The following is a 14018-nucleotide window of genomic DNA, read 5'->3' on the forward strand; positions in this document are numbered from 1 at the left end:
CTATTGATTGAGTAGAATACTAACAAGAGTCAATTCATGACGTCAAACTCGCAATTCTTGTTATCTATTCTATCATCTCAACTAGGAACTATCTACGTTAATGCTCTTTCCGTCCACGGTGAATGTTGGCAAACAATTATAGCCTGCTGCTTGTGCAACCATCGCTCTTCAATTGATAACACGACCTGGACGGATGCCTTTGTAACAACAACCGGCAATGGCGGTATTGACGATAATGCGTTTACCGCGAAAAACGGAAGATATGTGAGAGTGCTTTGTACAGCTAGAGGAACAACATACGGATATTCATTATTCGATTTCGAGGTTTACGGCTCTTAAGTTCACATTGAATAATAACAAAAAAGTAATCCACTCCGGTCGGAATCCCCGAGGTGGATTACTTTTTTGTTGACGATCAACGAATTAATATTTACAAATCCCACGTGTAATAATGACAAGCAAAATGAACAGAACGAGAATACTTCCTACTGAGTTATAAGAGCTAACTTTGGCTACAGGCTGCGCGGCAACTGGTTTTGGGAAAACATACGATGTTTGTTGGTAGGATGCATGCAAATGGATATCATTGTGAACCGGGCTTTGCATCATTGGCGCTTGCTGCTGTTGTACCGGTAACGGCATTGGGGTTGGCATCGGCATCGGGGCTATCGGATACGTTGGAGCTTTTACATATTCCATGAAAGAGCACCTCCTCATAGTTTTCCTTAAGGAAAACTTTCATCATAAAATTAAATGGTCTTAAACTTTGTTTTCGTTTAGGTTAGGTGAATAGCTTACAACATCAGTCTATGGGGGAGCACCTACCTTGAACACGGTAAACACCCAGATCCAAATAAAATGGTTAGATGTCATGGGCGAACGAGCATTCATGCTGCTAATGAAACGACAGAAGGACTGTCCACTACATCATGGACAGTCCTTCTTTATTACACATAAGGATTGTTTTCTCGTTCGAAACCAATCGTTGTTTTGGCGCCATGTCCAGGATACACAATGACGTCGTCTTCGAGTAAAAACAGCTTATCTTGAATGGAATCCAGCAGCACGTTGTTATCCCCACCGAGAAGGTCCGTTCGACCTACCGACAGTTTGAACAGAACATCTCCGCTGAACAGGTGCTTCTCGTATAAGAAGCTCACACTTCCCGGTGAATGACCGGGGGTATGGAACACCTTAAGCTTAATGCCAAGAAACTCGAGCGTTTGCCCTTCATCTAGCGCATATTCAGCCGGGTCCGTTTCAATCGGAGCACCTAGATCAGGCCAGCGAGCTGAGCCGTTTTTCTTCGGATTTGTCAGCCAATCGGCTTCTAGGTCGTGAATATACACGGGGCAGCGTTTGAGCTTGCGAATCTCATCAACACCACCGATATGGTCAAAATGAGCATGCGTGAGGAGAATCGCTTCGATTTCCAAATCAGCAATCTTTTTAATCAGCGACTTAGGGTTCATACCAGGATCTATGATAATGCCCTTTTTCGTTTCTGGATCAGATAATAAATACGCGTTCGTACTTACCGGACCTAGAACAAATGATTCTATTTTAATCATATGTATTCACCTTTAGAACGACTCGATTAATTCACGAAGTTCTTTCACAATAACAGCATGATATCCGTTACCTTCACCATATTGACGGCCCATTTCGGCTCTGGCTACTTGAATTTTTTCGTTATAATCTGCCGCTTCACGATCTGGATTTTCTTTTTTGAATTGATTCATGACAGCTTGCACGTGTTTCGGACGCGGACCCCATTGTCCCAAAACAAAACCGCCTGTATCTGTAAATATAACAAGTGGAATAGCACGACCGCCACCCGTTAGGAACTGATCAATGACGTCGTAGTTTTGTTCAATGATAAGTACTTCCGTAGGAATACCGCTGTTCTCTAGCGCTTTAAATACGACAGGTACGTTGCGAACAACGTCGCCGCACCAATCCGCAGCAACGATCAGACAGCGCAGATCATCCCGGTTGTTAAGAGAATCAAAATACTCCTTATCCTCTTCATTACCCCATTCAAATCCATTGTAATAAGCTACAAATTGCTCTTGATTTTTCTCCATGCTGTCAATGAACTGTTGTGGCTTTAAGCCAGTGCGCAGTTTGCTTGCAAGATTCGTACTCATCGCTGATCATCCTCTCTAATCGCATTCGTTTCTTTTATTGTAGCAAATGCAAGCGAAAGCGCCAAATTTTTGTGGCCTATTTCTTCGCTTTTCTTTTCAAATATAATTGATAACCTACATATAAGATTGTTAAGACAACTGCTGCGATAATTAATGGCTTAATGTAAGGTCCTGCAATTTCGTCAATCGTTTCCCAGTTATCTTTGAGCTTCATGCCCAAGTAGACATAGAGAAAGGAATATGGAATTAAAGCTAGACCTGTGTAGAGTGTAAACTTCCCTAGTGGCATTTTGGCCATACCGCCGGGAAGGGATATCGCATGACGGACAATGGGAATGAATCTAGCAGTGAAGATCATGCCTGTCCCATAGCGGTTAAACCAAGACTCGGCTACATCAATATGATGCTTGCTGATAAGCAAATATTTGCCGTACCTCTCAAGAAAAGGCCTGCCTCCGTAGCGTCCGATCCAATAGAGTACCACTTGTGCTAAGGTACCTCCAATTACTGCGCAAATAATGGCGCCAACAAAGTTAATTTCACCTTTAGATACCAGATAGCCTGCATAAGCCAACAGCAGTTCGTTAGGGATAACTTCCATCATTAATCCGAGGAAAATACCCCAATACCCAAGCCCTTCCAAATAAAGTAAAACATTATGAATTATCTCACTCATCCATGAAACCTCTCTCCACTTATAATATCCGTCTCTAGTCTATAAAACATTCTATCACAGACGGGCTCCTATCAACCAGTTTCACGCTCTTTTTGCGCTAAAAAATAGGATATAATGTGCTCCTTGCAGGCCTGTACAGGTGCACTTAAGTCTTTGCCTGTGCGATGAATGAGCCCATGCTCTAGCAGAATTGTTTTTTCCTGCTGCAGTCTCATCAGCTTGCCCGATTGTAGTTCTTCCTGAACGGATGTTAACGGCATTAAGGACAGTCCCATTCCAAACATCATGGTCTGTTTAATCATTTCCGTGCTGTCGAACTCCATTGCTGTAAAAGTGGATAATCCTTTGTCTGCTAAGACCTGAGAGGCCATCGTTTGATAAATGCAGCGGCTTCCAAATCCGATTACCTTGGTATCCGCTATCGCTTCCCAACCATCGTTCTCCATTCGACTTATCAATGCAGGAGCCCCTACCCATACCAATTCATCTTGGATAAGCGGTATAAAAGTAAGATTGTTAGCTTTCGGGTCGCGAGGAACAATACCAAGGTCAACGCGGTACGCTGACACTTCTTGGATAATATCACGTTGAAACCCGGTTTCCAGATGCAATTGAATCTGAGGATATTGTTCAAATATAGTAGGCAGCAGCTGCGGGAGATGCGGCACGCAGAAGGATTCAAGCGCTCGGAGCCGCACCACTCCTTTGGGTTCATGCAGGCCGGTTAATTTATCTTGAAGGGATTCGCCAAGCTGTAGGTAACGATACGCATAGGGGGCAACTTCTTTGCCCGCAGCTGTTAACTCTACACCTCGGGGCAATCGCTTAAACAGAGCTTGACCCAATGTCTGCTCAAGCTGATGTATATGCATTGTAACCGTTGATTGTACGTATCCGAGCTTGAGGGCTGCCTTGCTGAAGCTTTTCTCCTCCATCACCGTGATGAAGGTTTTCATGCTGCGCCCGTCCATATGTTCAAGCATCGTACTCCACCCCCACCTATTTAATTTTCGAATACCTGACATCGAAATCATTCGTTATTCAAATGATTTTAACTCATGATACCATGAGAATTAATAAAGGAAAAGAGGTGTACACCAGCAATGAATAGCCCTGCATCATTCCCAAAAGTATTCACTTTGCTCATCCCCGGAATCGGCGGGTTTCTCGCCATTCTGGTTTGCAGCTTACTCGGCGATTTCACCCGATTCTCGCTGCTTATGGCGCCCTTCGGTGCTTCCTGCGTCATCGCCTTTGCGCTCCCGCAGAGCCCGCTCGCGCAGCCCCGCAGCCTTATCGGCGGCCACCTGCTGAGCACGCTCGTCGGGCTATGCGCACTCTCCGCCTTCGGCGTCCACGCGTGGAGCCTCGCCCTTGCCGTTGGCGCCGCCATCACGCTCATGCAGCTGACGCGCACGCTGCATCCGCCGGCCGGCGCTGACCCGCTGCTCGTGATGCTCACGGGCGCGGGCTGGGGCTTCTTGCTCACGCCGGTGCTGCTCGGCGCCGCGCTGCTCGTGCTGGTTGCCCTCGTTTATCACCGGGCAACCCGAACCCATTACCCCACAGCATGGTGGTAATTAGAACCCTCACTCGAACAGCGGCTAGAACTGTTCATCAGATCATTATCATGCGCTGACAAGCCTCTGCATAAGATGTACAAGAACCTTGTACAGGAGGCGGACCAACCATGTCCCAAGTATGGATTGTTAAACGTAAGCATCTCTATCTGGCAGCCGCTGCTCTGCTGCTGCTCCTCTCCGGCTTGCTGTATTTAAACCGTGGGAGCATTGTCTCAACAGCAGCCGAGCCGACTGCAGAAAGAACGATTCACATGGTTGCCGGAGAGTTTAAATCAACCACGGCAGACGGTAAAACAATCGAAGCCTATCGATGGGATCCAGGCACCGTCGTTGTCCAAAAGGGCGAGAGAATCAAGCTTAGCATCTATGGTGTGAACGGTCAGAGCCACCCTTTTCTCATTGAAGGGCTAAATATTAGCGGTGAAGTCAAGAAAGGGAAGGAAACCGTTGTACATTTCACAGCCGATCAGGAAGGGACTTACCGCCTCATTTGCTTGACGCACACGGATATTGCCCATAGCGGTCCGATGATCGGCTACATCGTGGTGGATTAGCAGCTTTTCTGACGAAAACCTTATCTGCTCTCAGGTCTCTTAACTCCTCTCGTGGCGTTCAGATATCAGGTGAAGCAGTAAGGTTTTTTTTCGTTTACACTGTTGCAAAGTTCAATGATTTCAAATAAGGCAGTAAATCGATAACACTCTCCCAAATGGGCGACTTAGGTTCCTGTCCCCAGTGGCTCTGTGCCCTCTCCATGCATACAAATAGCATAGAGGAGTGTGGATACAGTCATGATCAATAATAAGCCGAATGAAAAACATAAGCAGCAGTTCCCCAGTGCACGTGGAATTCGGAGAGCTTGCAGCAAGGAATTATACCGAACGATTAAACGCTTGAAAGTATGGATTTCCCCCGAGCAGATTAGGGCTGCTGAGGAGCTCTATGTGAAAAAGGTGATGTTGAATCTTCCATTCATCATGGAGAACGGCAGCAACCGCAAAGCGCTTTCCGACTGGTTCGACGAAAACGTAGGACCAGAAATTGCCCCGCTTTGGAATGTGGAGCTTGACGTATTAAACCATGCGTTTCGTGACGCATTCGGTGGTTAAAGCAAAGAAGGCCATGGGTATGTTAGACATACGCCACGACCTTCTTTTTCATATGAACATTTAGTGATATTCAGGCAGCCATTTGCCATGTGCTTCAATTAACTCATCACACATCGCAACGATATCGTCCATCGACAGTTCTGCTGATGTATGTGGATCCAGCATGGCAGCGTGATAAATATGCTCGCGTTTACGTGTGATAGCTGCTTCAATCGTCAGCAACTGCGTATTGATATTCGTACGGTTCAGCGCCGCTAGCTGCGGAGGAAGATCGCCAACGTAGGTAGGTGTAACACCGTTACGGTCCACTAAACAAGGCACTTCAACGCATGCTTCGCGCGGCAAATTCGTGATCAAGCCAGTATTCATCACGTTACCGCCGATTTTGAACGGAATATCAGTCTCAATCGCTTCGAAAATGTAGGAAGCATACTCATGAGAACGCTTATGGGTCAAATTCGCATCATTCACCAGATCCTCGCGCATTTGTTTCCATCTGCTAATTTGCTCGATGCAGCGGCGTGGATACTCGTCGAGTGGAATATTAAAGCGGTCAACCAGCTCTGGATAATTACGTTTGATGAAATACGGATGGTACTCAGCGTTATGCTCGGACGACTCCGTGATATAATGGCCGAATTTAAGCATCATTTCAAAGCGAACCATGTCATTATGCTTTTCCTTCTGCTTCTCGATAGCCCGCTTCTTAATCTCCGGATAGAGATCTACACCATCCTTAGTTACTTCCAGCAGCCATGCCATATGGTTAATACCGGCGATTTTGGCTTTAACGCCTTCTTTTTCCAAACCTAGACTTTTGAAAAGCTCCGGAATACACGCTTGCACACTGTGACATAAGCCAACTGTACGAACACCGCCATATGTGTTCATAACATTGGTTAATACCGCCATCGGATTCGTATAATTAAGGAACAGGGCATCCGGACAGACCTCGCGAATATCCGCAGCGAAATCCAGCATCACAGGGATCGTACGCAGATTTCGGAAAATACCTCCGATACCGACCGTGTCAGCAATCGTTTGGCGCAAGCCGTACTTTTTAGGGATTTCAAAATCAGTTATTGTACATGGATCATACCCACCTACTTGGATGGCGTTCACCACATATTTAGCTCCGCTCAGAGCTTCTTTACGGTCGGTATATGCTTTTATAACTGACGTACTTCCGCTAGTTTTTTTGATGTTATTCAGCATGTTAGCTGAATCCTGCAGACGTTCGTGATCAATATCAAAGAGAGCGATTTCAAAGCCTTGCAGCGCAGGTGTGAGCAAACAATCACCAAGTACATTTTTCGCAAAAACCGTACTTCCGGCACCTAGAAAAGTAATCTTGGACATGTGTGAATCTCCTCCAATGTGTGGTCTTGTTTCTTATCTTCACTATAGCGCAGGACAGCTCCCAAATATATGGATTGAATGAACTCCTATATGGACATTTGTAGTTTATTCATGTACCCTAGAAACAAAAACAAAAAGAGGCTTCTATGAATCAGGATCATTCCTATTTCAGCGTTCATATCAATCCGCTCCATAGTACCAATGAATTATCTGTACTTTTCAGTGGCGAAGGCAAGCCTATTCCTCTACATAAAATGGGACCGGCTGTGCATGATTATTACCTTATCCATACCGTGCATGCGGGAGAAGGCACGTTCGAGATGCATAACCGCAGTTACCGATGCTCCGCCGGAGATACCTTCGTTATTTATCCCGGAGAGTTGTTCAGCTATATCGCAGACAGCCATCATCCCTGGCACTATACGTGGGTTGCCTTTTCAGGCCGCGCAGCAGGAACCTTGCTTTCGCAAATCGGCGTTTCACCCCATCAGGCCGTCATTTCGGGGAGTAACCCCCGCTCCATTCGTCATTATTACCGCCATATTCGCTCAAGTTTCCAGCATTCTGACACACCAGTGCTTGAGGATATGGAATCCGCTGCTTGGCTTCGCCTCTTAATCCGGGAACTTGGGCGCGTGAACAGCCACCAGATTGCTTTTACCCCAACAACCGAAACCGATATCGAGCGTCAAGTCGGACAGGCCATCCGATATTTAGAACTACAATATACACAGCCGGTATCTATCGAGGAACTCGCACACAATCTAGGCTATCACCGTACGTATTTATGTAAAATGTTCAAACAATCTACGGGCTTAGCCCCTATGCAGTATCTATTAAAAGTTCGCATGGAACGGGCCAAACAGTTGTTAGAGACATCCATGACCATTGACCAAGTAGCGGCTTCTGTCGGATTCAACGATGCCCTCTATTTTTCCAAACAATTTCGCAAATGGAGTGGGTTAGCACCTTCGGTTTATCGTAAAGAACAGAAAGCCTAATAGGTCTTCTCTATGAATCCGCTTCTATGGAAAAGAAAGCCTCCAACCCCTCAGTTTTTCTGGGGCTGGAGGCTTCTTTATTTATCTAGATCATACGGAGAACGCAAGGGTTCATGTCCCATATCATGGGGAACGGAGATAGACATTTCGATTATGAGGTAGTTAAATTATTCTGCAAGCACATGTCTTCTTATCAGGTAGCGGCTCAGGTCTTTCTTTCCTCTGGAGAAAAAGGGTTACGCCCTCAGTGTGATCAACTAAGCTTTCCTTGAATCGGTTTTTGAAATAACCGAGCGAGCTGCGTTTAGCCGCCGCCGTTTGACAGGCTGCTTTCTGTTTCGCTTGCAAATGACGTTTCTTTTCTTGGAATACGGGGTCTTCGATTTTCTTCCTTTGGATGCACGCTTGCGGCGACGCGAAAGAGCGGGCTTCTTTTTTTTCATCGTTTTCCTATTTGAAGAAGTGCTCCCATCTTCCTTGTGTACGAGTTTCGTTTGGGAAGAGTTGATAGGGGTTTCACACTGATTTAAGCCCTCGTTGTTCGAATTGGTTATCGGGCTGTATACGTTTTGATACGATTGCGATTCGGAAACCTGGGATACGGTTGTGGCCTGGTAACTGGGGCTATAGTTAGGGGTATAGTTAGGGGTATAGTTAGAGTTTCCGTCGATTTCTTGGTTGTTGTTGCTTGCTCCATCATCAGCTTCCCCTTCGGCTGATACAGGCATTGCTTCTATTGTGCCAGTGCCAGCATCCAGTCTCTGAATGGGTTCATCTTTCGAGACGCTTTGAGTGCTCAGTGAATCGAAAGCTTCAGATTGCAAAGCGATAGGCTGGTAGGATACCCCGTTGTCGTTCGTCCCGTAGCGGATGCTTAAAATATGTTCGGTTGACACATATACGACTTCATTATGCCGGGTCAAAACCAGATGGTGGTCTCCCACTTCGACAAGCAAGCCTTGCAGGATTTCGGCATCGTTTTGCCTAATTTGCACGGGACGATATTTTAGGAGCATCAGCATTTCAGGAAGAGTCTTGTCCTGCAAATTTTCTAATGAAAGGCTGTTAGGGTCGTCCGTTACGCTGACAGTCATGTTTTTCAACTGGTGTCTTGGAAGAAAAATCCACCCGGAAACGGCGTCGTACAACGTCAGATGATCTTTATTGATCGCCTTTAACTGGCCAATCACCTGGTTCCCGTTTATGTCGCTGGCTTTAACGGTTCTCCCTAGGAAAGGGGGCAAGTTGACGTCGTCTGCCGCCTTATTCGCTTCGCTCATTTTTGCAGCACCCCGTGTTTTCCGTCCTTTTGTCCTCATTATACATAAACCTATCATCATCCTATGCGGTAGCATGGGATTCTCCTGTACCCTTATCCCGGCTGTATTTAAAAAATGTTCTTTAGATAAACTGTGGGTTAGTATTGAGTTGTTTATTCGAGTGTATGCCCGAGGGATGTATCATTTAAAACCGGATTTATAAATAGGATTAGTAGTACACTCTTTAAGGACGAATCCCTATCAGCAGTTTTTATCTTCATTAAATTTCAATATCAACAATCAAACTATCGACTCTGCCTACTTCTCTAATATATGCAGCAACCGCTTGGTGCTCCGGATTTGGACCATAAGCTTCAAGAGCTGCCTTATCCTCAAACCGTACAGATAAAACAATTTGATAGCCTTTGTTCTTTTCTGAAAAGTTAATTCCCGCTTGAATATCTACTATGCCTGTTAGATGTTTTTTTAACGCTTTAAATCTATTAACGACTTCTTGGAGCTGCTCCTGCGTCGTTGTTTCACCGAATTTTACAAGTACAATATGATCGATCATGATATAAAACCTACTTTCCCCAACATGTTTTAGTGTGTTTATAATTAACGCCTTTAATCATAACAGGAAGGCGTGTACACGTCGATATGGAGCCTCTACTTTGAAGTAAGCTCAGAAATCTGAGCTAACAGTAGCAAATATGCGCCTATCTGACATATGAGCTGTCCTATTTAAACTTCCCAATCATTTCTCAGCTTCTCATAAAGCTGGGCTAAGTATGCCGCAGAATTCCGTGTAAACCCTTGGTCATGTTCTAGCTTCTTAACAAAATGTTGAGCAATGGGTACGGCTAACTCCTGTAATCTTACATGATGCATCGTCGGTATTCGCTCGACCCAGGCTTGTAAAAGCTGCCAGTCTATCGCAGTGATCTCTTGTCTTTTGGCTTCCTCTATCTCCACGGTGAGTATGGGGAAATTCTTTTTGGAGATTGCCTTATCGATATGTTGACGACGTTTCATTCGCTCAAAACGAGCTTCAATCACAACAATGGTTCCGGCTACCATATCACCGATGCGCTTATCTTTTGAATTAAAGATGATACTGACTGCACCAATGAAGTAGAAAGTTGGCATTATATCCAGCAGACGAAACAAGTTACGAATCAAGATCGATAATAAGGTTGCCGACTGCCCGTTATTTTGAAGCACGCGTAGTCCTAGTATTCTTTTCCCGGGTGTTTGCCCTCCCAGGAAGGCTTCTGTGCAAACGAAATAGCCTAAGTTCACTACAATCCAAAAAATGATGGCAATCGCGATCAAATAATCAGCAAGAGCCGGCAGCCAGTCACCCGAATATAACCTGCTTATCAAAATAGCGAATAAGAATAATAGGCCATTCATCACAAGCAAAATTAAACAATCAAGTAGATGCGCTATCGCCCTGCTGCCAATGCCTGCGGTATGAAATTGCAATTGCACCTGCTCAGGTGTAACGACGGTTAGTTCTTTATCCAGAGACTCGTTCATAGCATCTCCTTATATTTCAAAATTATGGTAACGAATGTCATTGATATGCTAAAATGAACAAGCAAAACTCAGAGATTATGCTTACGATGCAAGTTTTGCTAAAGCAAAACTCTAAGGAGGTCCCCCCATGAATATCTCGCGCTTTATTCGAGAACATAAATCGCAATGGACAGAGCTTGAGCAGCTGCTGATTCAGCTTAGTAAACGGAAGAGCAGTTTGCAGGCCAGCCATGTGAATCGATTCACTGAACTTTACAAAGTCGCATCCGCTCATCTTGCTACCTTACAAACTCACATGCCTACACATGAAACAACCCTATATTTGAATCATCTCGTATCTCAAGCTCACAATGCGATGTATAAAGAAAATAACAAAAGCAGTAAACAGATGAAGGAGTTTTTCCTCCACTACTTTCCATCGCTAATACGCGTGAGAAGTCTATTTGTGGGCTTTGCCCTTTTCTTATTTTTGCTTGGCGGGCTGCTCGGCTTCCTGTCCGTATGGAACGATCCATTAAATCTATCCATGATCATTCCTGGGGCAATGGCCGATAGTATTGACCCTGCCAAAACTGCCGATCCACGCGGCGACCTGCACTCCCCACTCGTATCAACAGCTATCATGACGAACAACATTCGGGTCGCCGTTCTCGCCTTCATAAGCGGTGTAACGCTTGGGATCGGGACCATCTATTTAATGATAAGCAACGGCCTTATTGTAGGAGCGTTAGCTGCTGTTTTCATGCAGTCCGGGAAAAGCTATGTATTCTGGGCCTACATATTACCGCATGGCATTATTGAACTTACCGCTATTTTCATCGCAGGCGGCGCCGGCTTATATATGGGGTACCGTTTCTTCGTTCCAGGACCCTATCCGCGCAAGCTGCGCTTTCTGGAATCAGCCAAGGAATCCGCCCAGCTCCTCATCGGCACCATTCCTTTATTCATCATTGCAGGGATTATCGAAGGTTACATTACACCGTCCACGATGTCGCTTGAGGTTAAATATCTCATTGCCGGAGTGACTTTATTGTTACTCGCACTCTATTACGGATATGGCATTAGCAAATCATCTAAGCAGAAACAATTAACGCTATAAACGATCTCGCGATTTCAAATCCAGATACGCATTAACGGCGCTAAGCGTCAGTTGGTCGGCAGGGACATCCATCACCGGGATGCCTTGGCCGGCCATTTTGGTTACATAGGCGTAATGGTCTGTCGTAAAGTGGTGGGCAATACTTTGCCGATAAGCTTGGCGGCTATCCTCAGCACGAATACGTACCCATTGATGAAGAAGCGGATCCTGCAAGGACAAGAGCAGCACATGGTGACTTCTGCGCAGTCGCTGCACATAAGGCAATAACTCTTGATCATACAGATAACTTTCCATATCGGAAAATAGCACGACAAGCGAGCGTTTTTTCAGAAAACGCAGCACATGGGAGAAGGCAATCTGTGTGTTCGACTCCACGAAATCCGTACGCAGATCATAAACTGCCCTCGTTAACTCCTGAAGATGGGGAAGCCCTTTTCCAGCTGGTACGTAGACTTTCACTTGGCTCGCGTAAGCAATTAACGCTACTTGATCCCCTTGTTTAAGAGCTACCGCAGCAAGTGTTAATGCAGCTTCCAGTGTCCGATCAAGCTTCACTTGTCCCTCAAGCTCAATAGCCATTTGCCGACCACAGTCCAGTACGAGGGTCACGATCTTCCCTTTTTCCGGCTGAAAAAGATTCGTCATCAGATTCGTCGTGCGAGCAGACGCTTTCCAATTGATATGCCTAATGTCGTCTCCTTGCACATAATTACGGATATAGTGGAATTCGGAGCCGCTGCGCTGTTTTTTGAATAGTCGCTGGCCTTCTAATATTAAGGCATCCTGTACAGCACCTAGTACACCTCGGACCTGAGATAAATCAGGATAAATATCAATCTTATCTACTTGTTTCAATCGCACTTGCTTCTTCCAAAGACCCATGCCTCCAGAGTAGCGTATATAGACGTGTTCGAAGAGGTATTCCCCTCTTTCGAGAGCCAACGTTGTATAAAAGAAGGAGGCAGCAGTTCCTCGAAACGCGCCGCTCAAATGGTTGCGGACCATACGAAATGTTTGGGGCAAATGATCCATTAATTCAACGTGAACGGATTGCTGCTCCTCAGATTCAAGCTCAAGACCCACCTCGAAGCTGCTTCTGACATCCATCAGCTCCGGAAGTTTGCGACGAATTCCCCAGCTCTTGCGTTTAGGAAGCAGCATAAGATCAACGCCACTTAGCACGCAGAGCAGCGCATTCCAGCTCCAGAATACAGGTAGGGCGGCATCAAATATTGAGGATATTAAGGTCACAACAGCACCTACGATTACGAGTACAATGAATCGGTTCGTTGGTAGGATAAAATCCTGAAGCAGGACTTTATCGAGGAACCGGAATAGAGCCGAGCGTCTCTTGGATGATGTGGTCACTTGTTCCGCCCTCCAATTCCGCTTGCGGTGTTAACAGCAGTCTGTGCCGCAGCGCAGGTCGCGCTACAAGCTTGATGTCATCTGGCGTCACATACGTTCGACCATCCAGTAAGGCCCAAGCCTTACTAGCCATCAGCACGGCAATTCCCGCCCGGGGACTGGCTCCCAGCTGTACGCGTTTGGACTCGCGGGTTTTGCGAATAATAGTGGCAATATAAGTGAATAAGGATTCCTCCACAACCACATCGGAAAGCCTGCGCTGCAGCTCCATGATGCGTTCTGGGGTCAGTATGGCCGCGAGTGACTCCTCTTGATGCTGCCCGAACGATACATGACGGCGAAGAATTTCTACTTCTGCTTCTTCACCAGGATAATCAAGCACAAGCTTGAACAAGAAACGATCGAGCTGTGCTTCCGGAAGTGGATAGGTACCTTCGTACTCGACAGGATTTTGGGTAGCTACGACAAAAAAAGGATTTGGCAGCTTGTACGTGTTCCCCTGAATCGTTACTTGGCGCTCTTCCATTGCTTCTAGCAGAGCCGCTTGTGTCTTCGGTCCGGAACGGTTAATTTCATCAGCCAACAGAACATTCGTGAAAATAGGACCTTGAATCGTAGTAAATGAATGATCCTGCATATGATATATGACGCTGCCCGTAATATCACCGGGCATCAGGTCTGGTGTAAATTGAATACGGCGGTAGTCGCCGCCTGATAATTCCGCAAGGGTCCGCGCCATCTTGGTCTTTCCTAGACCCGGCACACCTTCAAGCAGTACATGGCCGCCAGCCAATAGGGCGGTGACGAGCAGCCTTATGTTCAGCTTTTGCCCGAACAAGCGCTGCTCCATCGATTGGATTAATTCATTCATT

General features: G+C 45.9%; 17 protein-coding genes. 6 read left to right on the top strand and 11 right to left on the bottom strand.

Translation table 11 applies throughout. From position 1 onward, the window contains the following. Positions 1 to 36: 36 nt before the first annotated feature. A complete protein-coding gene (locus QFZ80_RS28900) occupies positions 37 to 339 on the top strand; it encodes a discoidin/SUN/FTP domain-containing protein (RefSeq protein ID WP_307552346.1) in 303 nt (100 codons plus the stop codon). A gap of 84 nt (positions 340 to 423) precedes the next feature. Here QFZ80_RS28900 and QFZ80_RS28905 read toward each other — a convergent pair whose 3' ends face one another. The 5 genes from QFZ80_RS28905 to QFZ80_RS28925 all read right to left on the bottom strand — a co-directional run bounded on the left by QFZ80_RS28905 (position 424) and on the right by QFZ80_RS28925 (position 3809). Beyond that, positions 424 to 699, bottom strand: coding sequence for a hypothetical protein (locus QFZ80_RS28905; protein ID WP_307552344.1), 276 nt, complete (start codon positions 697 to 699; stop codon positions 424 to 426). 248 nt (positions 700 to 947) lie between these two features. After that, positions 948 to 1571: an MBL fold metallo-hydrolase gene (locus QFZ80_RS28910; protein WP_307552342.1), complete on the bottom strand. Its 624-nt coding sequence runs from the start codon at positions 1569 to 1571 to the stop codon at positions 948 to 950. Positions 1572 to 1583: 12 nt separating this feature from the next. Continuing rightward, positions 1584 to 2150, bottom strand: coding sequence for a thioredoxin family protein (locus tag QFZ80_RS28915; RefSeq protein ID WP_307552340.1), 567 nt, complete (start codon positions 2148 to 2150; stop codon positions 1584 to 1586). A gap of 76 nt (positions 2151 to 2226) precedes the next feature. Then, positions 2227 to 2826 (bottom strand): undecaprenyl phosphate transporter UptA, encoded by a 600-nt coding sequence (uptA, locus tag QFZ80_RS28920; protein WP_307552339.1) that lies wholly within the window; start codon positions 2824 to 2826, stop codon positions 2227 to 2229. Positions 2827 to 2897: 71 nt separating this feature from the next. Next, a complete protein-coding gene (locus QFZ80_RS28925) occupies positions 2898 to 3809 on the bottom strand; it encodes a LysR family transcriptional regulator (protein WP_307562231.1) in 912 nt (303 codons plus the stop codon). 120 nt (positions 3810 to 3929) lie between these two features. On the opposite strand from QFZ80_RS28925, the gene QFZ80_RS28930 reads away from it, so the two are divergent. The 3 genes from QFZ80_RS28930 to QFZ80_RS28940 all read left to right on the top strand — a co-directional run bounded on the left by QFZ80_RS28930 (position 3930) and on the right by QFZ80_RS28940 (position 5518). Continuing rightward, positions 3930 to 4406: an HPP family protein gene (locus tag QFZ80_RS28930; RefSeq protein ID WP_307552336.1), complete on the top strand. Its 477-nt coding sequence runs from the start codon at positions 3930 to 3932 to the stop codon at positions 4404 to 4406. 110 nt (positions 4407 to 4516) lie between these two features. Further along, a complete protein-coding gene (locus tag QFZ80_RS28935; protein ID WP_307552334.1) occupies positions 4517 to 4963 on the top strand; it encodes a cupredoxin domain-containing protein in 447 nt (148 codons plus the stop codon). A 237-nt stretch (positions 4964 to 5200) separates the two neighbouring features. Further along, a complete protein-coding gene (locus QFZ80_RS28940) occupies positions 5201 to 5518 on the top strand; it encodes a dehydrogenase (RefSeq protein ID WP_307552332.1) in 318 nt (105 codons plus the stop codon). Positions 5519 to 5578: 60 nt separating this feature from the next. Here the strand turns inward: QFZ80_RS28940 and melA are convergent, their stop codons facing one another. After that, positions 5579 to 6877, bottom strand: a complete 1299-nt coding sequence (melA, locus tag QFZ80_RS28945) for an alpha-glucosidase/alpha-galactosidase (RefSeq protein ID WP_307552330.1) — start codon at positions 6875 to 6877, stop codon at positions 5579 to 5581. 146 nt (positions 6878 to 7023) lie between these two features. Between melA and QFZ80_RS28950 the strand changes: the two genes are divergently transcribed. Then, positions 7024 to 7878: a helix-turn-helix transcriptional regulator gene (locus QFZ80_RS28950; protein WP_307562233.1), complete on the top strand. Its 855-nt coding sequence runs from the start codon at positions 7024 to 7026 to the stop codon at positions 7876 to 7878. 257 nt (positions 7879 to 8135) lie between these two features. On the opposite strand, the gene QFZ80_RS28955 is transcribed toward QFZ80_RS28950, so the two are convergent. The 3 genes from QFZ80_RS28955 to QFZ80_RS28965 all read right to left on the bottom strand — a co-directional run bounded on the left by QFZ80_RS28955 (position 8136) and on the right by QFZ80_RS28965 (position 10679). Beyond that, the gene (locus QFZ80_RS28955) at positions 8136 to 9158 is read right to left on the bottom strand and encodes a hypothetical protein (RefSeq protein WP_307562235.1); all 1023 of its coding nucleotides are present in this window, start codon (positions 9156 to 9158) and stop codon (positions 8136 to 8138) included. Between the two features lie 259 nt (positions 9159 to 9417). Continuing rightward, positions 9418 to 9711: a Dabb family protein gene (locus tag QFZ80_RS28960; protein ID WP_307552326.1), complete on the bottom strand. Its 294-nt coding sequence runs from the start codon at positions 9709 to 9711 to the stop codon at positions 9418 to 9420. 170 nt (positions 9712 to 9881) lie between these two features. Continuing rightward, the gene (locus QFZ80_RS28965; protein ID WP_307552324.1) at positions 9882 to 10679 is read right to left on the bottom strand and encodes an RDD family protein; all 798 of its coding nucleotides are present in this window, start codon (positions 10677 to 10679) and stop codon (positions 9882 to 9884) included. Between the two features lie 127 nt (positions 10680 to 10806). Between QFZ80_RS28965 and QFZ80_RS28970 the strand changes: the two genes are divergently transcribed. Continuing rightward, positions 10807 to 11778: a stage II sporulation protein M gene (locus QFZ80_RS28970; RefSeq protein ID WP_307552323.1), complete on the top strand. Its 972-nt coding sequence runs from the start codon at positions 10807 to 10809 to the stop codon at positions 11776 to 11778. Here the strand turns inward: QFZ80_RS28970 and QFZ80_RS28975 are convergent. Both QFZ80_RS28975 and QFZ80_RS28980 read right to left on the bottom strand, forming a co-directional pair. Then, on the bottom strand, positions 11773 to 13146 hold the full coding sequence (locus tag QFZ80_RS28975) for a DUF58 domain-containing protein (protein ID WP_307562237.1): 1374 nt from the start codon (positions 13144 to 13146) through the stop codon (positions 11773 to 11775). The two genes, QFZ80_RS28970 and QFZ80_RS28975, sit on opposite strands and share 6 nt — an antisense overlap. Further along, complete coding sequence (locus tag QFZ80_RS28980; protein WP_307552319.1) at positions 13097 to 14017, bottom strand: AAA family ATPase; 921 nt, start codon at positions 14015 to 14017, stop codon at positions 13097 to 13099. Before QFZ80_RS28980 ends, QFZ80_RS28975 begins: the two co-directional genes overlap by 50 nt. Position 14018 lies beyond the last annotated feature (1 nt).

Origin of the sequence: Paenibacillus sp. V4I7 (assembly GCF_030817275.1) — a bacterium.
In the GTDB taxonomy this organism is placed as follows: domain Bacteria; phylum Bacillota; class Bacilli; order Paenibacillales; family NBRC-103111; genus Paenibacillus_E.